Source organism: Rhizobium sp. LjRoot98 (assembly GCF_964252935.1).
Classification (GTDB): domain Bacteria; phylum Pseudomonadota; class Alphaproteobacteria; order Rhizobiales; family Rhizobiaceae; genus Pararhizobium.
Genome location: NZ_CAXUPW020000004.1, coordinates 81,692 through 105,824 on the forward strand (window position 1 = coordinate 81,692; position 24,133 = coordinate 105,824).

A 24,133-nucleotide genomic window follows, 5' to 3' on the forward strand; every position below is an offset into this window, starting at 1 on the left:
TCCCGATCGGCCACTTGTCACAAGGCTCGTCGGTAACACGTATTAGGATGGAAAAACGAGAGAGAGTTTGTGTGTCATGCACAAAAACCTCGTAAAACCGGGGCAATGGAGCAACACATCTGTGTGTATCAGCAGCCTCGCCCTTGAAACAGGGCTGGGGGAATCCCTAGACTAGAGAGGATTTTCTCAACCCAGGACGAAGCTGGGCGGCATTATACCGTCATAGCGATCGAAGGACCCGGACCATGACTGCCCGACACACCAAAGTTCTCATCATCGGCTCAGGCCCGGCCGGCTATACCGCCGCCATCTATTCGGCACGCGCGCTGCTCAACCCGGTTTTGATCGCCGGCATGGAACAGGGCGGGCAGCTGATGATTACCACGGATGTCGAGAACTATCCGGGCTATGCCGATCCGGTCCAGGGACCGTGGATGATGGAGCAGATGCTCAAGCAGGCGCAGCATGTCGGCGCCGAGATCGTCAACGACCTCGTCACCGATGTCGATATGTCGGTGCGCCCGTTCAAGCTGAAAACCGACAGCGGCACCGATTGGACGGCCGACGTGGTGATCATCGCCACCGGCGCCAAGGCGAAGTGGCTGGGCATCGAGAGCGAACCAGCCTTCCAGGGGTTCGGCGTCTCGGCCTGCGCCACCTGCGACGGCTTCTTCTATCGCAACAAGGACGTGATTGTTGTCGGCGGCGGCAACTCTGCCGTCGAGGAAGCGCTGTACCTGTCGAACCTTGCCAAGACCGTGACGGTCGTTCACCGCCGCGATCACTTCCGCGCCGAGAAAATCCTGCAGGAGCGGCTGTTTGCCAAGGAAAACGTCAAGGTCGTTTGGGATCATGAAGTCACCGAATATACCGGTGCGGCGGCCAAGCCCCCAATGCCGGCCTCGGTCAGCGGCGTCAAGCTGCGCAACACCAAGACGGGCGCAGTCAGCGACATGCCGATCGACGGCGTGTTCGTGGCCATCGGCCATGCGCCTGCGGTCGAACTCTTCAAGGACAAGCTACGCCTGAAGCCGAACGGCTATCTCTGGACGGCGCCGGATTCGACGGCCACGGATGTGCCGGGCGTTTATGCCGCAGGCGATGTGACCGACGATATCTATCGCCAGGCCATTACCGCCGCCGGAATGGGTTGCATGGCGGCTCTTGAAGCGGAAAAATATCTGGCGGGCCATATGCCTGTCGCAATTGCGGCCGAATAGAAGCCGCGAAGAATGGGATCGGTCGAAGACCGTTCCTGAGTGGGAACAGACAATTAGCCTTATGGCGGAAAACACGAGGCCGTTTTCCGCCACGAGCATTTATTGGGGGACGGCATGCCGCTAGACTGGGACAAACTGCGTATTTTCCATGCGGCGGCGGAAGCGGGATCGTTCACCCATGCAGCCGACAAGCTTCATCTGTCCCAATCGGCCATCAGCCGCCAGGTCAGTTCACTGGAGCAGGATGTCGGCATCAAGCTGTTTCATCGCCATGCCCGCGGCCTGATCCTCACCGAACAGGGTGAAATCCTCTATCGCACGGCACACGAAGTGCTGATGAAGCTGGAAAGCGTCAAGGTCCAGCTGACCGAGAACACCGACAAGCCATCCGGCAAGCTGCGTATCACCACGACGGTGGGTCTCGGCCAAGGCTGGCTGACCGACAAGGTGCAGGAATTCCTGGCGCTTTATCCCGACATGCAGGTTCAGCTGATCCTCGACAACGAGGAACTGGATGTGAACATGCGCCATGCCGATTGCGCCATCCGGTTGCGCCAGCCACAGCAGTCCGACCTCATCCAGCGCAAACTGTTCACCGTGCACATGCACGTCTACGCAGCCCCCTCCTACATCAACAAGTATGGCGAGCCGCAGTCGATCGAGGATCTCGACAACCACCGCATCATCACCTTCGGCGAGCCGGCGCCCAACTACCTGCTCGACGTCAACTGGCTGGAGATCGCCGGCCGGGATTCGGACAATCCCCGCCCCTCGCATCTGCAGATCAACAGCCAGACCTCGATCAAGCGCGCCTGCCTGCTCGGCATCGGTATCGCCATGATGCCCGACTACATCGTCGGCCGCGATCCCGGCTTGATTCAACTTCCGATCGGTGCCGAGATTCCGTCCTTCGATACCTATTTCTGCTATCCGGACGAGATGAAGAACGCCGCCAAGCTGAAAGTCTTCCGTGATTTCATCGTTGCGAAGGCACGTAACTGGGCCTTCTGATACAGCCTTCGCACCTGCACAAAAAACACTCTCTACCTTTCTCCTAGACAAACTGTTGTTTTAACTTATTTTTTGCCAAATCCTCTGCTTTATAAGGGATGCAAGGAATAGAAACCGCCTGAAAATTACGCAGGGGTGCGTCCGGCACATGGCTGTCATGCAGATTAAATCATTGCGAACAGCCCAAAAAACCATCATACCGACTGCAGCTGATGCATCTTGGTGGCTTTTTTCCTCCCAGTGCCACCGCAGCAGCTGTTCCCCTCTGGAGGTTTAATTACCTTCATAACTATAAAGGGCCCAAGTTTTTCTTGTGGCCCTCTTTTTTTGCCCAGATTTCAAAGACATCCCTAAGGTTGCAATATTTCTTGCCGAGCGGCATTGAAGTTTTTAGGCACCTTTCCCATATCCAGTTCAGCTGATGCACATGGTGGTCTTTTCCTCCCAGTACCACCGCAGCAGCTGTTCCCCTCTGGAGGTTCTATAACCTTCACATCTAAAAGGGCCCTGTTCGTCAGCGGCCCTCTTTTTTTGCCCGGATTTCCCCTCCAGGCATTTTTCACGAAGACGTGACTTGAATATCGGAAAATACCGATTTACGTATCGCTATATCGGAATTTAGCGATACAGAGTAGACTGATGGACAAGGACGAAATTCTCAAAGCCCTGGCGCATCCCAAGCGCATCGAAATGCTCGGCTGGATGAAAGAACCGGAAGCGCATTTTTCCAGCCAGCATCATCCGCTGGATATGGGTATCTGTGCCAGCCAGTTCGAGCGCTGCGGCCTGTCGCAATCGACCGTGTCCGGCCATCTGTCGATCCTGCAGCGCGCCGATCTCGTCAGCACCAAACGTGTTGGCCAATGGGTTTTCTACAAGCGGAACGAAGACACAATCGCAGCGTTCCTGAAGGACATTGGCAACACGCTCTGACCGCCAACGTTGCCCAACATTTTATCCTCCCAAGATAAACACCCCGCAGCAAACGAAAAGGACTTCCCATGACTTCCCTCTTCGACCCGATCAGGATCGGCGATATCGAGCTTGCCAACCGCATCGTGATGGCTCCCCTGACGCGCAACCGCTCGCCGGGCGCCGTGCCGAACACGCTCAACGTCACCTATTACGAACAGCGTGCCTCCGCCGGCCTGCTGATCACCGAGGCGACTGCGATCACCCATCAGGGCCAGGGCTATGCCGACGTTCCCGGCCTCTACACCAAGGAAGCGCTCGACGGCTGGAGACAAGTGACCAACGCGGTGCACAAGGCAGGTGGCAAGATCGTCGTGCAGATGTGGCATGTCGGCCGTATCTCGCACACGACGCTGCAGCCGGATGGCGGCAAGCCGGTATCGGCCTCGGCCATCCAGGCAAAGTCGAAGACCTATCTGATCAACGCTGACGGAACCGGCACCTTTGCGGAAACGTCCGAACCGCGCGCGCTGGAACTCTCCGAGATCCCGGGCATCATCGAAGACTACCGCAAGGCCGCCCGAGCTGCTGTTGATGCCGGGTTCGATGGTGTCGAAATCCATGCCGCCAACGGCTACCTGATCGACCAGTTCCTCCGCTCGGGTTCCAATGTCCGCACCGACGAGTACGGCGGCCCGATCGAAAATCGCGCCCGCTTCCTGTTCGAGGTTGTCGATGCGATCACCAAGGAAATTGGCGAAGGCCGCACCGGCATCCGCATTTCGCCCGTGACGCCTGCCAATGATTCCTCCGATCCGAATGCGCAGGCGCTGTTCACCTATGTCGTCGAAGGACTGGCCAGGTACAAGCTGTCCTACATCCACATCATCGAGGGTGCGACTGGTGGCCCACGCGACTTCCAGCAGGGCGACAAGCCGTTCGACTATGCGGCGCTGCGCCAGGCCTATGAAAAGGCCGGCGGCAAGGCCGCCTGGATGACCAATAACGGTTACGACCGCGACCTCGCCATCCAGTCGGTCAAGGACGGCAAGACCGACCTCGTCGCCTTCGGCAAGCCGTTTATCTCCAACCCGGATCTGGTTGAACGCCTCAAAGACGATGCACCGCTCAATATGCCGGATCAGGCGACTTTCTACGGCGGCGGCGCCAAGGGCTATACGGATTATCCGGTGCTTGAACAGCAGGTTGCTTGACTATCCACCCTCCCCTTGAGGGGGAGGGTCGGCACGAGAGTGCCGAGTGAGATAAGGCGATGAGGGGGTACGGCCGTGATTTCGGAGCCAGCCGCCCCCTCATCCGGCCCTACGGGCCACCTTCTCCCCATAGGGGAGAAGAGGACGCGAACCACCGTTTCTCTCATTGGGGAAATCACGGAGTGAAGGTGCCTGCAATGTTCGACCATTTCATCAAGGCATGGGCCTTGCAGCCTGATGGCGTGCCAGTCGTCACGCCGTCCAGCCTCCTCCTGCCCGTCCGCTGGCAAGGTCTGCCTGCAATGCTGAAGGTGGCGACCATTGCCGAAGAGAAACGCGGCGGCCTGTTGCTGCAATGGTGGAACGGCCAAGGTGCAGCCAAGGTCTATGCCAGTGAGGATGACGCCATCTTGCTCGAGAGAGCTGAAGGCAAGCGTTCTCTGCTGTCCATGGCCATGACGGGCGAAGACGAGGCTGCGAGCCGGATCATCTGCGAAACCGTCGCAACCCTGCACAGGCCATCCGCAAAACCCTATCCCGAGCTTGTTCCTCTCAATATCTGGTTCCGCGCCTTGGAACTGGCCTCGCTGGCGCATGGCGGCAAGTTCAGCACCTCTGCCACCGTGGCAAAAGCGTTGCTTGCCGAACCCCGGGAGATCGGCGCGCTGCATGGCGATATCCATCACAGCAATATTCTCGATTTCGAAGCCCGCGGTTTTCTGGCCATCGACCCGAAAGGTTTGCTTGGCGAGCGTGGCTATGACTATGCCAACCTGTTCTGCAATCCCGACCTGCCATCGACACAGGAGCCGGCAAGACTGCGACGCCAGCTTCCCATCGTGGCACAAGAATCGGGCCTTGCGCCGGAGCGGTTGCTGCGCTGGATCGTCGCCTATGCCGGACTTTCCGCAGCGTGGTTTCTTGAAGATGGCGGCGATCCGGCACCGGCGCTTCGCGTTGCCGAAATTGCAGCGGCGGAGCTTGCCGGTAATCCATAAGCAGTTTGCGCAAGGGCAGGATTTACCGGCTGTACAACGCCTCTATCGCGGCTTAGAGCTTCGCCAAACTGCTGGAGACCACTGATGCACCTGCGCGACGCCGAAGAAACCGACCTGCCTGCCATCCGCGACATCTACAATGATGCCGTGCTCAACACGACGGCGATCTGGAACGATACACAGGTCGATCTTGTCAATCGCGCCACATGGTTGGCCGATCGAAAACGCCTCGGCTATCCGGTTCTTGTCGCGGTTACGGATGACGGCACCATTGCCGGCTATGCCTCGTTTGGCGACTGGCGCGCTTTCGACGGTTACCGCCATACGGTTGAGCACTCCGTCTATGTCGAGAAGAACCAGCGCGGCGGCGGCATCGGCAAGCTGTTGATGCTTGCCCTGATCGAGCGGGCGGCGGACTGCGGCAAGCATGTGATGGTCGCTGGCATCGAAGCCAACAATGCCGCCTCGATCCGCCTGCACGAAAAGCTCGGCTTCGAGATCACCGGCCAGATGAAGGAAGTCGGCACCAAGTTCGGCCGCTGGCTGGACCTGACCTTCATGCAGCTGACCCTGCCGGAAAAACCATAAGCATTTTCCGGTTTCGCCGATCGATGCTATCAAGGGCCGTCGAAGCGGACGGTCCCCTGGCGGATGAGATACAAAAGACGTTGGCAGGAGCGGATATGGCTTGCAGCGCTGTCTACGGCCGCGGTGCTTAGCGGGACGTTTTTGCACAGCCCGATTGCCCTGGCGCAGCCGGAATGGCGTGCACCACCGTGCGTCTACTCCGCCAATACCGGCACGGCGACGCTTTGCGTGCGCGCCAAAAGCTATAGCCGTGACATCTGCACGGCGCTTGGCCATTTCGCTGAAACCAATGCGCTCCCACCCGACTTCTTCGCGCGACTGATCTGGAAGGAAAGCCTGTTTCGGCCGGATGCCGTCAGCCCGAAGGGTGCCGAGGGCATCGCGCAGTTCATCCCTTCGACCGCGAAACTGCGCGGGCTCACCAATAGCTTCGACGCGCTGGAAGCCTTGGGAAAATCGGCCGAATATCTCGATCTGCTGCGTAATCGCTTCGGCAATCTCGGCCTTGCCGCTGCCGCCTATAATGCCGGTGAAGGCGGGCTTAGCAACTTTCTGGAAACCGGTAATCTGCCGTCCGAAACGCGCGCCTATGTGCTGGCCATCACCGCCCATCCGGTCGAGGAATGGAAGGACAATCCGCCTCAGACGCTCGATCTGCGGCTCGACAAGGACAAATCCTTCTACGATGCCTGCACCGCCCTTGCTGACAAGCGGCGGCTGAAGGAGGTTGAGTTTGAAGAGGAAGGCACCTGGACACCCTGGGGGGCGCAGCTTTCAGCACATTTTCAGAAATCGGTTGCGGAACGGCTGTTTCTGGCCACCGTCAGCCGCATGCCCTCGCCGCTTAATACGGAGAAACCGCTGATCCAGCGCGAGCGCAACCGGGCCTTCGGAAACCGGCTGCGCTACACGGCCCGCATCGGCCGCCAGACGCGGGCGGAAGCCGATGCAGTCTGCGCCGATATCCGCAAGACCGGCGGCGCCTGCATTGTCTTCAAGAACTGAACAGTCACCCTGTGCTCTCCAAAGGCCCGCGTTACCGCGTCACCTTCGATGCGCTGGTCGAGGGATTTTGGCCTATCTAGGGAAAAAAGCCGGCCGTTAGACCGCAGCAGTAGCCGCATCCGCCACACTCCGGCGCGGCGCCAGCGCCTTGACCGAAAACAGCGCGTAGATGATCAGCGGCAGGCAGACGAGATAGGATGTGCGGATGCCCGCATGTTCGGCAACAAAGCCGAGCAGCGGTGGTGCGAGGAAGAAGACGATGAACGTCACCTGCCCGAGGGCCGCGACATTCACCTGCGCCGGCCTGTCAGTGCGCTGCGCAGCCGCAGACACTGCCAGCGGATAGACCGCACTGCATCCGCCACCCATCAGCGCGAAGCCGAACAGCGCGACATAGGCATGCGGCGCCAGCCAGACGGCGGTGAGGCCGATGGCCGACAGCACAAGCAGGACCGAGGCGACGTTGCGGGCGCCAAACCGGTCGACGACCGGATCGATGAACAGCCGGGCCATCGCCATGAAGAAGGTGAACAGAGTCAGCCCCAGACCGCCGATGAACGGCTCGACGGCAAAGACGTCGCGCATGTAGATCGCCGACCAGTCGATCCCCGCGCCTTCGACCAAGAAGGCCGCAACGCCAATGATGCAGAGCGGCAGCAGGCCAAGCGTCGGCACGGCGAACAACGGCGCCTTGGCCTCGTGCGAAACCGCCCGCGCCGGCGCGTTGCGGATACCCGAAATGGCAAATGCACCGGCAACGACGACGACGACAAGCGTTATCCCCAAATGCAGCTGCATCGAGATTTCCGCCTGGCGGACGCCCGAAGCGATCAGCGCGGTGACGAAAAAACCGAAGCTCCAGAACCCGTGCGCCCTGTTCATGATGCCTCGGCCAAGCCGCGCCTCCAGCCGGTCGATCTCGACATTGAGGTTGATTTCCAGCGCACCGGCCAGCAACCCGGCGGTAAACAGCACGCCGAACACCAGCACCGGCGCGCCAACCCAGGGAACAATCGCAAACGCGGTGGCCGTCCCGAGAACGGTGATGAAGGCCGTGGTGCGCGCGCCCAGATGCGCAATCAGCGGCGAAGAGAATGTCAGCGAAATCAGCGCCCCGACTGCCATGCCGATCAGCGTCAGCCCGAGCTCGGATTTATTCACCCCCAGCGCCACCTGCAGGTCCGGCATGCGGGCCAGCAACGCGCCAAGCGACACGGCAAACAGGAAGAAACAGGTATAGATCCTGTGATGCGGCGCAATAGTCATGACGGGGCTCCTCGGTACGCTGTTGTGTATCGGGAATTGGGTTGGAGCGGAAGCCAAGCGCACATTCAAGGGTAAAGATTTACCCCGGCGACTGTCAGATTTCGCGACAGAGAGAAATGGCGAGGTAGCCAAGCTCCAACAAAAAAACCCGCCGTTTCCGGCGGGCCCATTGTCGTTCAGTGACGATGCCTTACTTGCAGGCGCCGCAGAAGCGCTGGATGCGCTTGCAGGCTTCTTCGAGCTGCTCTTCCGAAGTCGCATAGGAGATGCGGAAGTTCGGGCCGAGGCCGAAGGCCGAACCGTGAACGACGGCGACGCCTTCGGATTCCAGCAATTCGGAAACGAAGTCCTCGTCGCTTTCGATCAGCTTACCGTTTGGCGACGTCTTGCCGATCAGGCCCTTGCAGGACGGATAGACGTAGAACGCCCCCTCCGGCGACGGGCATTCGATGCCCTTGGCCTGGTTGAGCATCGAGACGACGAGGTCGCGGCGGCCTTCGAAGATCTTCTTGTTTTCAGGAATGAAATCCTGCGTGCCGTTCAGCGCCTCGACAGCCGCCCACTGGGCGATCGAGCAGGCACCCGAGGTCTGCTGGCCCTGGATCATGTCCATCGCCTTGATCAGCGACAGCGGGCCGGCTGCGTAGCCGATGCGCCAGCCGGTCATGGCATAGGCCTTGGAGACGCCGTTCATGGTCAGCGTGCGGTCATAGAGCTTTGGCTCGACTTCAACCGGCGTGGCAAACTTGAAGTCGCCATAGGTCAGGTGTTCGTACATGTCGTCGGTGAGCACCCAGACATGCGGGTGCTTCAGGAGCACATCGGTGAGGGCCTTCAGTTCGGCATGCGTATAGGCAGCGCCCGACGGGTTCGACGGCGAGTTGAAGATGAACCACTTGGTCTTCGGTGTGATCGCCTTGTCGAGGTCTTCGGCTGTCAGCTTGAAATTGTTGGCCTGGGTCGCTTCGACGAATACCGGCGTGCCGCCGCAGATCGACACCATCTCCGGATAGGAAACCCAGTAAGGTGCCGGAATAACGACTTCATCACCCGGGTTCATCGTCGCCATGAACGCGTTGAAAAGAATCTGCTTTCCACCGGTGCCGACGATTGTTTGGGCAGCCGTGTACTCAAGATTGTTTTCGCGCTTGAACTTCTTCGAAATCGCTTCGCGCAGTTCCGGGATGCCCGAGACCGGCGTGTACTTCGTCTCGCCGCGGTTGATCGCGTCGATGGCGGCCTTCTTGATGTTATCCGGCGTATCGAAATCCGGCTCTCCGGCACCAAGCCCGATCACATCGCGGCCCTTGGCTTTCAGTTCCCGGGCTTTCTGGGAAACGGCGATGGTGGCGGATGGCTTTACACGGGAAAGGGCGTCGGCAAGAAAGGCCATGATATGTTTGTCCTGATCAGGTTGAAACAGCATGCGGCCAAGAGCGGGCATCGCCGGGCTCCATAGCGGTTAGGTGTATGTCGAAAGACCGCCCCGGTTTCAAGCGCAAAGAACCGATAAAACCGGCAAAATGCGTAACCATGACAATGTTTCTTCAGTGACATCACAGGTTTGGATGAATCACTTTGTCGGCTGAGCTGCGCAGACGATTGAAACGACTCTGCTTTTTTGAGCCCTGCCAATGAGAAACGTCGCCCCGGGCTGCCGTATCCGGACGGAGCGCAATAACGTTTCTTCACCGAGATTTATTCATTAAAAACAAAAACTTTTGCCACTTTCCGCAACGCCTTGATTTGGTCACAACAAATGCCTCGGCCTGCCGCAATTCCGTCCTTGTGCAGCCGATTTCGGAGCCTTTTCTGAAGGCACACGAATCCATTTGCGCCGAGGGGGCCTGCAATGCTTCTGGACACCGAAAACTCAGCAAAGCGACCAAGCCGCATGACCGCGCGGCACATCGAATATGCGATCGTCGCAGCCCTTGCTGCCCTGACACTCGTCCTTTTGTTCGTGATGGGTGTCTTTTCGCACGCCGTGGCCGAGACCAATGACGGCAAGCCGCAGCGTCTTGCCGGTTATGTGCGCCCCAACGACATGGGGACCGGTGCCTTGCTCTTTCCCTCCAAGGAACCGGGGTCCTTCGTCGAGGCGCCGCGTCTGGCGACCGACGTGGTGATCGACGTCAACGGTCCGATCATTCGCACCCGCGTCACCCAGCGCTTCCAGAACCCGAGCAAGGGTTGGGTCGAAGGTACCTATGTCTTCCCGCTGCCGGAAAATTCTGCGGTCGATACGCTGAAAATGCAGATCGGCGACCGCTTCATCGAGGGTGAGATCAAGGCCCGCGAAGAGGCCCGCAAGGTCTATGAGGAAGCCAAGGCCGAGGGCAAGAAGACGGCACTTCTCGAACAGCAGCGCCCTAACATCTTTACCAACCAGGTTGCCAATATCGGACCGGGTGAAACCATCGTCGTGCAGATCGAATACCAGAGCAGCGTTCATCAGTCGGGTGGCGAGTTCTCGTTGCGTTTCCCGATGGTCGTCGCACCGCGCTACAATCCCGACCCAATCATCCAGACAGTCGATCTCGATCCGAAGTCCGGCTATGCGGTCAACGATCCGGTACCGGACCGCGACAAGATCGCCGCCCCCGTACTCGACCCGGCTGAGAACGCCAGGATCAATCCGGTGACGCTGACCGTCAATCTCAATGCCGGTTTCCCGCTTGGCACAGTCACCTCGCCGTTCCATCAGACCGACATGCAGACGGTCGATGACATGGCGCGCACGATTTCTCTGAAGGGCGGCAGCGTGCCGGCCGACAAGGATTTCGCGCTAAGCTGGAACGCCATCGCCGGCAAGACACCAAATGCGGGCCTGTTCCGCGAAACCCAGGGTGGCAAGACCTATCTGTTGGGCTTCGTCACGCCTCCCGCCGGGTCCGCTGTAACGGAAACACCGGCAAAGCGCGAGGTCATCTTCGTCATCGACAACTCCGGCTCGATGGCCGGACCATCGATCGAGCAGGCACGCGATAGTTTGGCGCTGGCAATTTCCAAGCTCAAGGCCGAAGACAAGTTCAACGTGGTGCGTTTCGACGACACGATGGAGGTGCATTTCCCCACGCTCGTCCAGGCAACACCGGACAAACGTGAGGATGCCATCGCCTTCGTTCGCGGCCTGACCGCCGATGGCGGCACGGAAATGCTGCCGGCGCTCGAAGCAGCCCTTCGCACCCAGGGTCCGGTCGAACCCGGAGCGCTGCGGCAGGTGGTGTTCCTCACCGATGGCGCGATCGGCAACGAGGCACAGCTGTTCGAGGAGATTTCGAAGAACCGTGGCGAGGCTCGCGTCTTCACCGTCGGCATCGGCTCGGCACCCAACACGCATTTCATGACCAAGGCCGCCGAAATCGGCCGTGGCACCTTCACGCTGATCGGCTCGGAAGATCAGGTTGCTGCGCGCATGGGTGAATTGTTTGCCAAGCTCGAAAACCCTGTGATGACCGACATCGCCGCTGACTTCGACGGGGCCAATGCCCGGGATATCACCCCGAACCCGATGCCCGACCTTTACCGCGGCGAGCCGGTGGTGCTGACAGCGCAGCTTGACGGCGCAACGCCCGCAGGCAAGCTGCAAATCACCGGCAAGACCGGCAACCAGCCGTGGCGGATCGAAATGGATGTTGCCAAGGCCTCCGAAGGCCAGGGCATCGCCAAGCTCTGGGCCCGCCGCAAGATCGACGATCTCGAAGCCAATGCCTATGCGGTCAACGATCAGGCGGCGCTTGACAAGCAGATTGAGACGGTAGCGCTTGCCAACCACCTTGTCTCGCGCGTCACCAGCCTTGTCGCCGTCGATGTGACGCCGTCCCGTCCGACCGGTGAGCCGGTCGTCAGCACCGACTTGCCGCTCAACCTGCCCGAGGGCTGGGATTTCGAGAAGGTGTTCGGCGAGAAGCCACAGCAGGCCATGCCGGAAGGCGAGCGCAAGGCATCGCTTGAACGGAGCGAACAGCAGGCCATGATGGTCGCCGACCGGATGGCCGCAGCACCGACGGCGCGCGCCGCCAGCGTAATCGCCGACGCCGGCAAGCAGGTGGACCTGCCGCAGACGGCAACGCTTGCCGACCGGCATATCCTGATCGGCCTGCTGCTGCTCGCCTTTGCCCTGATGGCGGCGACAACGTTCAGCCTGTGGCGCTGGCAACTGCGTGGCCTGGCTTTGGAGGCAAGCGACCGTGTCTGATAAGCCCGGCAACCAGGAAAATCAGGACAAGGAAGGACGCGCCGGTTTTCTGGCGCGCCTCACCGCGCTGGAAACGATTGTGCTGGCCGGAATCCTGCTGATCGCGCTCGCCGGCCTGATGCTGGTCGGCAAAGGCTTTTACATGAAGGCCAAGGCGGAGGTTTCGCAGGTTCTTTTGAAGCGCAGCTTTGAGGCGCAACTGCAGGGTGAAACCAATGTCAAACCCTGGCCCTGGGCCGACTTTTCCACCGAGGCGGAAATCACCGCACCCCGGATTGGTAAGACGGCGGTCGTGCTTTCCGGCGCCAGCGGCGAGGCCCTGGCCTTTGGCCCGGCCCGCCTGGCCAATACGCCTGCGCCGGGGGAACCCGGCACGTCGGTCATCGCCGCGCATCGCGACACGCATTTCCGCTGGCTCAAGGACGTCAAGCCGGGCGATCTCCTGGTCGTCACCCGCAACGACGGCACCAACCTCACCTTTCGCGCCGGCAGCAGCCGCATCGCTCGCTGGGACCGAAGCGGCATCAACGCCAATGCGCCCGGCCGCAATCTGGTACTCGCCACCTGCTGGCCGTTCGATGCCGCCGAGCAAGGCCCGCTGCGTTACATCATGAATGCCGAACTTGTCGCGGATGCAGACCCATCAACGCTCGCCGCGCAAGGTGAATCAGGTAAACTCCCGGTCAAATCCTTTTGATCGCAAAACCTCGCTCGGGACCTTGATCCGCGTGTCTCAAGACCCAGCTTCAACGGGTATCCGTGGGAGAATGAGATGACGACGCCATTCGCAAGCCTGTTGAAATTCGCCGGACTGGCGTCGGCTTTTGCCGCCGTCCCTGCCCTCGCCGACACTCCCAAGCAGTTTACGACCGGAAAGGCGGCCGTCCAGGTCGATACGATCGCATCCGGCCTCGACAATCCATGGTCAGTCGAAGTGCTTCCGGATGGCGCTTACATTGTCTCAGAGCTTGGCGGCACCCTTCGCATCATCCGTGACGGAAAGGCGTCCGAGCCAGTCACCGGCGTTCCGGACGTGGCGCCGCAGGGACAAGGTGGGCTTCTCGACGTCGCGCTCGATCCCAAATTCAAGACCAATCGCACGCTGTTTCTTTCCATGGCGGTCGCAGAGCGCAGCCGCTATGGCACGGCCGTCGTTCGCGCGACCCTCTCCAAGGATGGCAAAAGCCTGACACAGGTGCAGGAACTTTTCCGGATGAATAGGTTCACCGGCAAGGGCCAGCATTTCGGGTCGCGGATCGCGGTGGCCGCCGATGGCAGTCTGTTCTTCGGCATCGGCGATCGGGGCGAACGGGCTCGGGCACAGGACATGCGCGACCATGCCGGCGCCATTTTGCATATCAATCCGGATGGCAGCATTCCGGAGAACAATCCCTACAAGGACGGCAAGGCCGGACTTGCCGAAGTCTGGTCAAAAGGCCACCGCAATCCGCAGGGCATTGTCATCGACCCGGACAGTGGCCAATTGCTGACGGTCGAACACGGCGCGCGCGGCGGCGACGAAATCAACGCGCCGCAGCCGAGCAAGAACTATGGCTGGCCGGTCATCACCTACGGCAAGGATTACTCCGGCGCGAAGATCGGTACCGGGCAGGCCGCCGATGGCTACGAACAACCGCTTCACTACTGGGATCCATCCATCGCGCCCGGCGCCATCGACGTCTATCGCGGCGCCATGTTTCCCCAGTGGAACGGAAACCTGTTGGTATCAGCGCTGAAATCCGAACTGCTGACGCGGCTGGAACGGGATAAAGACGGCGCGATTGTTGCCGAAGAGCAGCTGTTCGAGGGCGAATTCGGACGCATTCGCGACGTCAAGGTTGCGCCCGACGGGGCGATCCTGATGTTGACGGACGGAGACGGCGGCGCGCTTCTGCGGGTTTCCGCACCTGGCAACAGGAGCTGATAGCCCGACAATTTGCGCCAGACGACCGCTTGCCGAAAATCCGTGCAGATGTTAGCTCAGATGCAAATAGGATCCAACGCACTGCTGCCCTGAAATCGTTCCGATATGAGGCCTTCGTGCCGATACATCAGGACCAGCATCGTGACGCGCTTTCAGGCCAATCTCTTCCTGCTCATGTCCGGCGCCATCTGGGGGGCCGGTTTCGTTGCTCAATCCACAGCGATGGAATCGATCGGCCCGATGTGGTTCATCGGCCTTCGATTTGCCATTGCAACCGCGGTAGCAGCACCGCTGGCTTTGTGGGAGCATCGCAAGGCAGAGAAACCAACACCGAAATCCAACATCCGCAACTTCCTGTGGATCGGGCTGGCATTGTTTGCCGGTGCGATGACCCAGCAGCTTGGTCTCCTGACGACCAGCGTCACCAATTCCGGCTTCCTGACCGGGCTCTACGTCGTGTTCGTACCGATCCTGACCGTGGTGTTCCTGCGCCGCAAGCCGCATTGGGTCATCTGGCCGGCAGCCGGCATGGCGCTGCTCGGCATTTTCCTTCTCAGCGGCGGCACGCTTGCCGGCCTGAACAACGGCGATTTCCTGACCATCATCTGCGCTGCCTTCTGGGCACTGCAGGTGATGCTGGTCGGCATTTTCGTTGGCAGTACCGGCCGGCCGATGCTGCTGTGCGTGGTACAGTTTGCCGTCTGTGCGGTTCTGGGCTGTTTAGCCGGAGCGTTGTTCGAACCACTCGATATGACGGCCATTACAAACGCCCTGCCCGAAATCCTCTATGCCGGTTTCTTTTCCAGTGGCATCGGCTTCATTTGCCAGGTGGTCGGGCAGCGCTATACGACAGCGCCGCAGGCGGCGATCTTCTTGTCGAGCGAAGCATTGTTTGCCGCGCTGCTCGGCGTTCTGCTGCTCGGTGAATCCATCACCACCGTTGGCTACATTGGTTGCGCAACGATCTTTGCCGCCATGCTGATCGCCGAGATCGTGCCCGAACTGACAAAGCCAAAACGCATCGCAGCCGGCGCCTGATGCCTCGCCGGTCATAAGGCGTAGCTTTCCGAGTGTTGACTGCGTTGCATTAGAACACCCGCAAGTACCAGTTTTATCAAACGGTTAATATTTAAGATACCCGGGGAAACGGGTCGTGTTGCCTTAATCTTCTCAGGCACACTCAGCCTCAAACGGCTTAAAAAATGCGTATTCGCGGCCAAATGATAATATTTTCAATAGTTTGCAATATATCGGCCGAAGAACCGCATTTTTTGGCAGTTGATTGCTTTTTAAACAAACCAAAACGGCACACTTGTTTCAAAAAACTTTTGCTTGCCAATTTAAAATAAACACAGCAATCTTACTGTGTTCGGGCAATTTGCGAACACGGGAAGACCTTTATATTAACGCGCGCCGGACACGCACAATGTCCCGGGCAGTCAGGCAAAGAGACGGAATTCTTCGATGGCTGGCTGCAATTACAGGACCCTTTCCTCATAGTCGAGAACTGCCTGCCGCACGCCCTTTGGGGCAAAATATCGTAATGCTGCCCGCTGCATCCGGGCAGAGGAAAAAGGACCTGACGTATGGCCGAGACTGGCATTGTTAAATTCTTCAACACCGACAAGGGCTTTGGGTTCATCAAGCCGGACAATGGTGGCGCCGATATCTTCGTGCACATCTCCGCAGTCCAGGCCTCGGGCCTGAACGGACTCTCCGAAAATCAGAAGGTCAGCTTCGACACGGAACCGGATCGCCGCGGCAAAGGCCCTAAGGCGGTCAACCTGCAGGTTTCTGGCTAAACGGCCCGAGTTTCTGCAAACAGATTCACGTTGAAGCCCGGCCTCGTTGCCGGGTTTTTTCATTCAGCCTGCGTTCAGTTTCGCCAGACTAATCTGTTTTCATCATCAAGGACTGGATTGTCCGGCCGAAAACAGGATCGAATCAATGAACAAGGTTATCAAAGCTGCCGTTCTTGCCATCGCCACCGCAGCGACGGTCATTCCGACAGTATCGTCCGCCCAGGCCGAAGACTGGGGCCGTCGCGGCTATCGCCATGGTGGCTACGACAGAGACTATCGCCGCCACAACAATGGCGACGCTGTCGCGCTGGGCGCACTTGGCCTTGCTACCGGCGTCATCATCGGCGGCGCGATTGCCAGCCAACCGCGCTACCAGGAACGCGTCTATATCGATCCGGAGCCCGAATATTATGAGCCGCGCCCGGTCTATCGCCGCGCACGCCCGGTCGTTGTTCAGAACTACGGTGGACTGGAGCCTTGGACACCCGGCTGGTACCGGTATTGCTCGCAACGTTACCGCTCGTTCGATTCCCAGTCCGGCACATTCCGCGGTTATGATGGCCGGGACTATTTCTGCCAGGCAGGCTGAGGCGACAGTCTCGTTTCACTGAAAAGGCACGTGCTGACCGGCACGTGCCTTTTTTTATTGTCCCTGCCCCTGGCACAGGACCGATGCTGGCCGTTACAGACCGCGCAGATAAGGGTTGGTCCGGCGCTCTTCGCCGATCTGCCCGCCCGGGCCATGCCCACAGATGAAGCCGACGGTATCACCAAGCGGCAGGATCTTGTCGCGGATCGAATCGAGCAGTTGCTGGTGATTGCCGCCGGGCAGATCGGTGCGGCCGATGGAGCCGCGAAACAGCACGTCCCCGACATGCGCAAACCCCTGCTCGCGGTTGAAGTAGACGACATGGCCGGGCGCATGGCCGGGGCAATGCAGAACCTCGAAGACGTGCTCACCGAACGAGACGGTGTCGCCATCCTCCAGCCACCGGTCCGGCAAGACGTTCTCGACCTTCATGGCCAGTCCGAATTTTTCAGCCTGGGTCTCCAGCTTTTCAAGCAGCGGCCGGTCATCCTTGTGCGGTCCGATAATATCGAGGCTGAGGGCTTCCTTCAGCTCCTTGGCACCGCCGGCATGATCGATATGGCCATGGGTCAGCCAGATCGCCTTCAGCGTGATGCCATTTTCCTTGATGGTCTGCAGGATGAGATCGACGTCACCACCCGGATCGACGATGACACCTTCCTTGGTTTCGGTATCGAACAGAACCGTGCAATTTTGCTGGAAATGGGTAACCGGGATAACGCCCGCCTGTAACATGTAGCCGTGCCTCGCTGTCTCACTCGTTGAACAGCATATAGGACGGACGCACCGCAATGAAAACGGCAAAGACGCCAGGGAAACACAGAGCAGCTGCGAAAGGCGCCCTATCTGGAAGGCGGAGGACAAATCGCCTTAGCGCATTTCCGCCAGTTCGACGGCGACCGGCAAAGGCGCCTGAAAGTTGATCGTTGTCATCAACAGAGCGAAAACCGCAAGCTTTGCAGCGACAACGGTGACGACAACGGGACGCAGCTGGCGCGCGGTGGAGTGTGAATCCTCGGAGATTGTCTGCGACATATCATTCATCCTCTCAGTTGGCGTCTAAACACCGGAATTGCTTAAAGGTTCCGGTAAAGCGGAACGAATTCAGTATTTTACAATTTCGAAATATTCGCAGTTCCAAAGGGAACATGCCAAGGCGCACTGGCGCCGGCGGCCAGACGGCTGGTGCATGGCCAAAAAAAACGCGAGTGGCAAGAAGGGCAAAGGCAGGATTTCGTGCCGTTTTTTTGAGCAAGATAGCCCCAGCTCGGCGACGTTTTCAGCCGGGAGAAGTCTCGCGAAAACCGCCGTGGGGCCTCTCCACCAGAAGGAGATCCGGACTCAAAATCTCATTTCGCAGTTGCGAAATTGACTCATACCATTTTTCGCCTCAACCTGAGCATGCCGGATCGACGGCGTGCCAGGTGAGTCCGGGGGGCCGGACGCCAGTGGCGGACACGGGAGCAGCGAGCAATGGAAGCAATAATTACGCAATTGATTGCCGGCGCAGCGGGTGGAAACGCAACGGGCGCGGTTCTCAAGCAACAGGCACTTAGCATTGTCGTGCGCACGATCGTCGGTGCCATCGGCGGTCTTGGTGGCGGGTTTCTCGTTCAGATGGTGGGTGGCGAAGCCGCAGCCACGGGACTGATTACGCAGGCCATCGGCGGACTTGTCGGCGGCGGCGTCCTGACCGGGCTTGCCGGCATGGTCATGGGCGGAAGCAAGGCCTGAAGCATTTGATTTACGGCGCGTGCATGGCCGCGTGAACCCAGCATACTCAACGATCAAAAAAAGGCGGCTCATCGGCCGCCTTTTTTCATTGATTTTGCCTGCGGCTTATTCGGCGGCAACGGCGGCTGGATAGACTTCCTTCATGTAGTCGTTCATCAGCGTCTCGGAAATCGTCGCCGGCTTGAACGTGTAGGGGCCAATCTCAGATACCGGCGTCACTTCGGCAGCAGAACCGGTGAGGAAGCACTCCGAGAAACCGGCAAGCTCTTCCGGCATGATCGCCCGTTCAACCACCTGGTAGCCGCGGCGCTTGGCCAGTCCGATCACCGTCTGGCGCGTGATGCCGTTGAGGAAGCAGTCCGGCACCGGCGTATGGATTACGCCGTCTTTGACGAAGAAGATATTGGCGCCGGTCGCCTCGGCCACCTGACCGCGATAATCGAGCATCATCGCATCGGCATAGCCCTTGGCTTCCGCCGCGTGCTTGGAAATGGTGCAGATCATGTAAAGGCCGGCGGCCTTGGAGGCGCAAGGGGCGGTCTTCGGATCGGGGCGGCGGTACTCGGCGATATCGAGACGGATACCCTTCAGCTTTTCAGCCGGATTGAAATAGCTGCCCCACTGCCAGATGGCGATCGCGACGTTGATGCGGTTGTTCTGGGCGGAAACGCCCATCGATTCCGAACCACGCCAGGCGATCGGCCGGACATAGGCCTCCGAAAAGCCCTGACGCTTCAGCAGTTCCACCGTCGCGGCATCCAGTTCCCCGACCGAATAAGGAATGGTGAAGCCAAGGATTTCCGCCGACTTGTGCAGACGTTGATTATGCTCGTTAAGCTTGAAAACACGGCCGCCATAGGCTCGCTCGCCTTCGAACACGGCACTGGCATAATGAAGCCCGTGGGTCAGCACGTGAACCTTGGCATCCTTCCAGTCAACGAACTCACCATTGAACCAGATCTGACCGTCCAACTGATCAAAAGGAACTGCTGCCATTGTCTCATCCCTTGGCGCCAACGCACCATTCTTTATGTTGATTGTCTTCCCGGTTCCCATTTATCGGCAAACGTGAACGACGGAAATCCGCTATGGTGATTTTGAATTGGCGATCGGAGCGGCGCGGCCTATCTTCACGGATGAGACGAGCGTCGGGTGTTCGCCCTTCTGCAGTTAGAGACTTACCAACCACGAAAAAATATGTCAATATAGCTGACATATTTTTTCAAATGTTTCGTAGAATGCTCTGCAATTGAAAGGAAACGACTGAGTGGCGGGACAGCCGAACCAAAAAGCCGAAAACGAGATGCCATCGGCTGGGGCAGACAACACGGACGCGGTTGATTTTGAAATCATCGAGCTGTTCTTCTTTGCCTACCGGGATTTTACGTCCGACCCGGATGTGATTCTCGAAAAACGCGGTTTCGGGCGCGCGCACCATCGCGTGCTGCACTTTGTTGATCGCGAACCGGGCATGACGGTCGCCAATCTGCTCGATACGCTGCGGATCACCAAGCAGAGCCTGGCGCGTGTTTTGAAACAGCTCATCGATTCAGGGTATATTCATCAAGTTGCTGGACCGGAGGACCGCAGGCAGCGCATGCTCTATACAACGAAGGAAGGCAAGACGCTCGCAAGGGCCTTGGCCGAGCCACAATCACGGCGCATCGCCGAGGCCATGGAAAAAACCGGTCCCGGCGCGCGCGAACTGGTCAAACGTTTCCTGGCCGGCATGAAAAATGCCGGCGATAATTGACACCCGGCAAGACAGCCGGCCTATGCGAGATGACAGGGCCAACGACAGATGACAAAGACCATCAGGATCGACGATGATGCTGCCCATCTGCTGGTCGTGGATGACGACCGCCGTATTCGTGATCTTCTCAACCGTTATCTGATGGAAAAGGGTTTTCGCGTCACCACCGCTGCCGACGCGGACGAAGCACGCCGCAAGCTCGAAGGCATCGACTACGACCTTCTGATCGTCGATGTGATGATGCCCGGTGAAACCGGCATTTCGTTGACGCAGAGCCTGCGCAAGATCAAGACCGTGCCGGTGATCATGCTGACGGCGCTCGCCGAATCCAATGCCCGTATCGAGGGCCTGGAGGCCGGTGCCGACGACTATCTACCCAAACCCTTTGACCCGCGCGAACTGGTGCTTCGCATCAACAACATCCTCAGGCGCAATACGCCGGCAAAGGCCCCCAAGGTGGAGCAGGTCATCTTCGGCCCCTTCACCTTTTCCGTGGTGCGCAAAGAACTGCGCCGCGGCGCCGACCATATCCGGCTAACCGATCGCGAACAGGAGATCATGATGTTGTTTTCACAACGCGCCGGCGAGACTATCCCGCGCCATGAACTGGTCAGCGACGAGGCTGAGGTCGGCGAACGGACGATCGACGTGCAGATCAACCGCCTGCGCCGCAAGATCGAGGACGATCCGTCCAATCCTGTCTGGCTGCAGACCGTACGTGGCATCGGCTACCGGCTGAGCGTGGACTAGTGCGATGACCATCCGGCTGGGTATCCATGGCAAGCTTTGACATCCTGCGGCGCTATCGCGGACAAACCGGTGATACGGCCTGGAAGCGCAGTGTCCGCTGGCTGAGGCGGCGGTTGCCGATGGGGCTCTACGCCCGTTCGCTTTTGATCGTCATCATTCCGATGGTGCTACTGCAGTCGGTGGTCGCCTTCGTCTTCATGGAACGGCATTGGCAGCTGGTCACGCAAAGGCTCTCGGCGGCCGTTACCGGCGATATTGCCGCCGTCATCGACCTGATCGATGAAATGCCCGCCAGTGATTACTCGGATATCATCCAGATTGCCCGTGACCGGCTCAACCTGCGCATCTCGATCGAACCGGATGGCGAACTGCCGGCGCCGCGCCCAAAACCTTTTTTCGAAATCCTCGACCAGATCCTCAGCGAAGAGATATCCGACCAGATCCGCAAGCCGTTCTGGATCGATACCGTCGGCAATTCCGATCTCGTCGAAGTGCGGATCAAGCTTGACGACCAGCGAATCCTGAGGGTCTATGCCCGCCGCAGTCAGGCCTACGCCTCCAACACCCATATCTTCATCGTCTGGATGGTTGCCGCCTCGCTGGTGCTTTTGACCATCGCCATCCTGTTCCTGCGCGGACAGATCCGGCCGATCCTGGCACTCGCCAAGGCAGCCGAGAGCTTTGGCAAGGGCCAAAAGATCGACGATTTTTCCCCGCGCGGCGCCGAGGAAGTCCGTAAAGCCGGCCTTGCCTTCATCCAGATGCGCGAGCGCATCGAGCGCCAGATGGAACAGCGCACCGCGATGCTGACCGGCGTCAGCCACGACCTTCGAACCATCCTGACCCGTTTCAAGCTGCAATTGGCGCTTGCCGGCGACAGTGCCGATCTCGATAATCTCAACCAGGATGTCGAGGATATGCAGAGCATGCTCGAAGGCTACCTTGCCTTCGCCCGCGGCGAGGCGGAGGAAGACGTCGGGCAGTTGAAGCTGAGCGACCTGATGAACCGGCTGACGCTCGAGGGTGAGCTGCAGGACAAGACGGTCACGACCTCAGTGGAAGGCGACGACAATATCCGCGTCCGGCCGAATGCCTTCACCCGGCTGGTCGCCAATCTGGCATCGAACGCTTACCGCTACGCCAACACCGTCCATATCGATGCCAAGCACAGCAGCAAATGGCTGACCGTCACCGTTGACGACGACGGCCCCGGCATCCCAGAACGCTCGCGCGAAGACGTGTTCAAACCGTTCTTCCGGCTTGACGAAGCCCGCAATCTCGACAGTTCAGGAACAGGCCTCGGCCTTGCCATTGCCCTGGACATCGCCAGAAGTCATGGCGGCAACGTCACGCTGGCGGATAGCCCAATGGGTGGATTGAGGGCTGTGGTCCGGGTTCCGGTATGATCAACGTGAATAGGTGCCGATCATGCCGCGCCGTTCGTTAAACCGGTGCCAGGCGTCGATGCGTTTCGGATGCTTTGACCGCATGACGTCGAGCGGGGCGAGAAGCCGCCCTTCCCGTTGCCAGTGCGCGTCGAAAATTTCGATGATGCGGCGGTTCGGCCAGGGCTTGTTGACGATCGACAGCAGTGCTGCAAAAGCCTCATCCTCACGGCCAGCGCCAAAGCGGTGGGCGATGATGCCATAGGCAAAGGCAGTCGAGCGGCTGACACCCGCATGACAATGCACGAGGATCCGGCTGTCTTCCCGTTCAATGGCCGGAAGGACGGTATCGAAGAACGCCGTGACTGCATCCGGAAAATGGCTGGTCGCCAATGCATTTTCCTGGTCGCGCAGACGCACCACATGGTGCTGTGCGGGGGAGATACGCGGAACGTGCTCTTCGGCCAATTCCGGGTCTAGCAATGAAACGACATGCGAGGCCGACCAGTCTGTGGCGACCATGGCCGCATCGCGCAGGCACGTGACACGGATGAAGTCTCGAACAGCACTCAGGTCCATCGCAAGGTTCCTTACCAAAAGTCCTCAGAGGAGCCGCTTGCCATTCGGCACCGGCTTGTCGGTGGCGGCAAGCACGATCGCGCCGGCTTCGTCCTCGAAGCCCAATGTCAGGACTTCCGAGCGGAACGGGCCGATCTGCCGCGGCGGGAAATTGACGACGCCGAGTACCTGGCGGCCGATCAGGCTTTCCGGCGTGTAGTGGGCGGTGATCTGCGCCGAGGATTTCTTGATGCCGATCTCCGGACCGAAATCGATGACGATCTTGATCGCCGGCTTGCGTGCTTCGGGAAAGGGCGACGCCTCGATGATTGTGCCGGTGCGAATATCGACGCGCTCGAAATCGGCGTAACTGATGGTCTCGGTCATGAAAAGAATCCTGAACTAGCCGGCCAGCTCTTCCGCCCGCTTGCGGGCTGCGGCAATCGCCTTATCGAACAGGGGCTGCATGCCGTCATCGGCCATGAGGATGTTGAGGGCTGCCGCCGTGGTGCCGCCGGGAGACGTCACGTTCTGGCGAAGCCTTGAAGCGTCGTCGGGGGACTGGTGCAAGAGTTCGCCAGCCCCCGCGACGGTTTCCCGTGCAAGCCGCATGGCAAGGTCCGCCTGAAGACCGGCCTTGCGGCCAGCCTCCGCCATGCACTCGACGAGATAGAATACATAGGCCGGGCCGCTGCCCGACACGGCGGTGACCGCATCGATATCGGCTTCGGTTTCGACCCATTCGACCGGGCCGGATACTTTGAGAAGATTGTGGACGAGATCACGCTGTGCGCTCGATACGGCACCATTGGCAAAGGCGCCGGTGACGCCACGGCCGATCATCGCCGGGGTGTTCGGCATGGCGCGCACCATGGCAGCGTCACCGAGATGCGATTGCATGAAGGACAGCGTCGTTCCGGCCGCAACCGAAACCACCACGGTTTCAGGACCGACGAGGCTCTTCAATGGCGGCAGGACCGCGCCCATCATCTGCGGTTTGACCGCAAGGAAGAGAACACCGGCCTTCAAGTCCGCGGGCGCAGCCGTCACATGGCGCGCGCCGTTGTCGGCAATCAGCTTGGCCATGGCCGGCGGCGGGCCGGGATCGATCACCAGAAGATCGGCACCGGAGATACCACTTTTCAACCAGCCGGCGAGCATTGCGCCGCCCATATTGCCTGCACCGATCAGAACGACCGGACCTGACGCATGCACAGCCATTG

The 24,133-nt window shown here is 59.5% G+C and carries 25 protein-coding genes; 17 read left to right on the top strand and 8 right to left on the bottom strand.

All coding sequences use genetic code 11. The features are described 5' to 3' along the window. Positions 1–245 precede the first annotated feature (245 nt). The 7 genes from trxB to ACSQ3J_RS14785 all read left to right on the top strand — a co-directional run bounded on the left by trxB (position 246) and on the right by ACSQ3J_RS14785 (position 6,948). Positions 246–1,220, top strand: a complete 975-nt coding sequence (trxB, locus tag ACSQ3J_RS14755) for a thioredoxin-disulfide reductase (RefSeq protein WP_060505711.1) — start codon at positions 246–248, stop codon at positions 1,218–1,220. A 114-nt stretch (positions 1,221–1,334) separates the two neighbouring features. After that, positions 1,335–2,231 carry a LysR family transcriptional regulator VtlR gene (locus ACSQ3J_RS14760; RefSeq protein WP_060506051.1) on the top strand — a complete coding sequence of 299 codons (897 nt, stop codon included), beginning with the start codon at positions 1,335–1,337 and terminating at the stop codon, positions 2,229–2,231. Positions 2,232–2,870: 639 nt separating this feature from the next. After that, entirely contained in the window at positions 2,871–3,164 is a 294-nt protein-coding gene (locus tag ACSQ3J_RS14765; RefSeq protein ID WP_060505712.1) for an ArsR/SmtB family transcription factor, read from the top strand. 68 nt (positions 3,165–3,232) lie between these two features. Next, positions 3,233–4,357, top strand: a complete 1,125-nt coding sequence (locus ACSQ3J_RS14770) for an alkene reductase (RefSeq protein WP_060505713.1) — start codon at positions 3,233–3,235, stop codon at positions 4,355–4,357. 197 nt (positions 4,358–4,554) lie between these two features. Then, positions 4,555–5,355, top strand: coding sequence for an aminoglycoside phosphotransferase family protein (locus tag ACSQ3J_RS14775; protein ID WP_060505714.1), 801 nt, complete (start codon positions 4,555–4,557; stop codon positions 5,353–5,355). An 84-nt stretch (positions 5,356–5,439) separates the two neighbouring features. Next, a complete protein-coding gene (locus ACSQ3J_RS14780) occupies positions 5,440–5,943 on the top strand; it encodes a GNAT family N-acetyltransferase (RefSeq protein ID WP_060505715.1) in 504 nt (167 codons plus the stop codon). A gap of 63 nt (positions 5,944–6,006) precedes the next feature. After that, positions 6,007–6,948, top strand: coding sequence for a lytic transglycosylase domain-containing protein (locus ACSQ3J_RS14785; RefSeq protein ID WP_082512257.1), 942 nt, complete (start codon positions 6,007–6,009; stop codon positions 6,946–6,948). A gap of 96 nt (positions 6,949–7,044) precedes the next feature. Here the strand turns inward: ACSQ3J_RS14785 and ACSQ3J_RS14790 are convergent, their stop codons facing one another. Then, entirely contained in the window at positions 7,045–8,214 is a 1,170-nt protein-coding gene (locus ACSQ3J_RS14790) for an MFS transporter (RefSeq protein WP_060505717.1), read from the bottom strand. Between the two features lie 190 nt (positions 8,215–8,404). Continuing rightward, a complete protein-coding gene (locus ACSQ3J_RS14795; protein WP_060506052.1) occupies positions 8,405–9,607 on the bottom strand; it encodes a pyridoxal phosphate-dependent aminotransferase in 1,203 nt (400 codons plus the stop codon). 459 nt (positions 9,608–10,066) lie between these two features. Here ACSQ3J_RS14795 and ACSQ3J_RS14800 point away from each other — a divergent pair, with 459 nt between their 5' ends. The 6 genes from ACSQ3J_RS14800 (at position 10,067) to ACSQ3J_RS14825 (ending at position 16,730) form a co-directional block, all read left to right on the top strand. Continuing rightward, complete coding sequence (locus ACSQ3J_RS14800; protein ID WP_060505718.1) at positions 10,067–12,415, top strand: marine proteobacterial sortase target protein; 2,349 nt, start codon at positions 10,067–10,069, stop codon at positions 12,413–12,415. Further along, a complete protein-coding gene (locus ACSQ3J_RS14805) occupies positions 12,381–13,112 on the top strand; it encodes a class GN sortase (protein ID WP_436039393.1) in 732 nt (243 codons plus the stop codon). The genes ACSQ3J_RS14800 and ACSQ3J_RS14805 overlap by 35 nt, the downstream gene beginning before the upstream one ends. A gap of 75 nt (positions 13,113–13,187) precedes the next feature. Further along, positions 13,188–14,339 (top strand): PQQ-dependent sugar dehydrogenase, encoded by a 1,152-nt coding sequence (locus ACSQ3J_RS14810; RefSeq protein WP_060505720.1) that lies wholly within the window; start codon positions 13,188–13,190, stop codon positions 14,337–14,339. Between the two features lie 141 nt (positions 14,340–14,480). Continuing rightward, positions 14,481–15,377, top strand: a complete 897-nt coding sequence (locus tag ACSQ3J_RS14815; RefSeq protein ID WP_060506053.1) for a DMT family transporter — start codon at positions 14,481–14,483, stop codon at positions 15,375–15,377. Between the two features lie 548 nt (positions 15,378–15,925). Further along, positions 15,926–16,141, top strand: a complete 216-nt coding sequence (locus ACSQ3J_RS14820; RefSeq protein ID WP_037098666.1) for a cold-shock protein — start codon at positions 15,926–15,928, stop codon at positions 16,139–16,141. A 145-nt stretch (positions 16,142–16,286) separates the two neighbouring features. Beyond that, complete coding sequence (locus tag ACSQ3J_RS14825) at positions 16,287–16,730, top strand: BA14K family protein (RefSeq protein WP_060505721.1); 444 nt, start codon at positions 16,287–16,289, stop codon at positions 16,728–16,730. A gap of 93 nt (positions 16,731–16,823) precedes the next feature. On the opposite strand, the gene ACSQ3J_RS14830 is transcribed toward ACSQ3J_RS14825, so the two are convergent. Then, entirely contained in the window at positions 16,824–17,465 is a 642-nt protein-coding gene (locus tag ACSQ3J_RS14830) for an MBL fold metallo-hydrolase (protein WP_060505722.1), read from the bottom strand. Between the two features lie 135 nt (positions 17,466–17,600). Continuing rightward, positions 17,601–17,765: a hypothetical protein gene (locus ACSQ3J_RS14835; protein WP_164491969.1), complete on the bottom strand. Its 165-nt coding sequence runs from the start codon at positions 17,763–17,765 to the stop codon at positions 17,601–17,603. Positions 17,766–18,203: 438 nt separating this feature from the next. Here ACSQ3J_RS14835 and ACSQ3J_RS14840 point away from each other — a divergent pair, with 438 nt between their 5' ends. Next, positions 18,204–18,464, top strand: a complete 261-nt coding sequence (locus ACSQ3J_RS14840) for a hypothetical protein (protein WP_060505723.1) — start codon at positions 18,204–18,206, stop codon at positions 18,462–18,464. A 105-nt stretch (positions 18,465–18,569) separates the two neighbouring features. Here the strand turns inward: ACSQ3J_RS14840 and ACSQ3J_RS14845 are convergent, their stop codons facing one another. Then, complete coding sequence (locus ACSQ3J_RS14845) at positions 18,570–19,460, bottom strand: branched-chain amino acid aminotransferase (RefSeq protein WP_060511751.1); 891 nt, start codon at positions 19,458–19,460, stop codon at positions 18,570–18,572. A gap of 307 nt (positions 19,461–19,767) precedes the next feature. On the opposite strand from ACSQ3J_RS14845, the gene ACSQ3J_RS14850 reads away from it, so the two are divergent. The 3 genes from ACSQ3J_RS14850 to ACSQ3J_RS14860 are packed head-to-tail and all read left to right on the top strand — an operon-like array spanning position 19,768 to position 22,373. Then, the gene (locus ACSQ3J_RS14850) at positions 19,768–20,217 is read left to right on the top strand and encodes a MarR family winged helix-turn-helix transcriptional regulator (protein WP_112834496.1); all 450 of its coding nucleotides are present in this window, start codon (positions 19,768–19,770) and stop codon (positions 20,215–20,217) included. Positions 20,218–20,265: 48 nt separating this feature from the next. Next, complete coding sequence (locus ACSQ3J_RS14855; RefSeq protein WP_060505726.1) at positions 20,266–20,967, top strand: response regulator; 702 nt, start codon at positions 20,266–20,268, stop codon at positions 20,965–20,967. Positions 20,968–20,993: 26 nt separating this feature from the next. After that, positions 20,994–22,373 (top strand): ATP-binding protein, encoded by a 1,380-nt coding sequence (locus tag ACSQ3J_RS14860; RefSeq protein WP_060505727.1) that lies wholly within the window; start codon positions 20,994–20,996, stop codon positions 22,371–22,373. On the opposite strand, the gene ACSQ3J_RS14865 is transcribed toward ACSQ3J_RS14860, so the two are convergent. Genes ACSQ3J_RS14865 through proC form a run of 3 tightly spaced genes read right to left on the bottom strand, consistent with a single transcriptional unit; the run spans position 22,374 to position 24,131 of the window. Continuing rightward, positions 22,374–22,931, bottom strand: a complete 558-nt coding sequence (locus tag ACSQ3J_RS14865) for a dual specificity protein phosphatase family protein (protein WP_060505728.1) — start codon at positions 22,929–22,931, stop codon at positions 22,374–22,376. Positions 22,932–22,955: 24 nt separating this feature from the next. Further along, positions 22,956–23,297 (bottom strand): tRNA-binding protein, encoded by a 342-nt coding sequence (locus ACSQ3J_RS14870; RefSeq protein ID WP_060505729.1) that lies wholly within the window; start codon positions 23,295–23,297, stop codon positions 22,956–22,958. Between the two features lie 15 nt (positions 23,298–23,312). Next, a complete protein-coding gene (gene proC, locus ACSQ3J_RS14875; RefSeq protein WP_060505730.1) occupies positions 23,313–24,131 on the bottom strand; it encodes a pyrroline-5-carboxylate reductase in 819 nt (272 codons plus the stop codon). Positions 24,132–24,133: the final 2 nt, after the last annotated feature.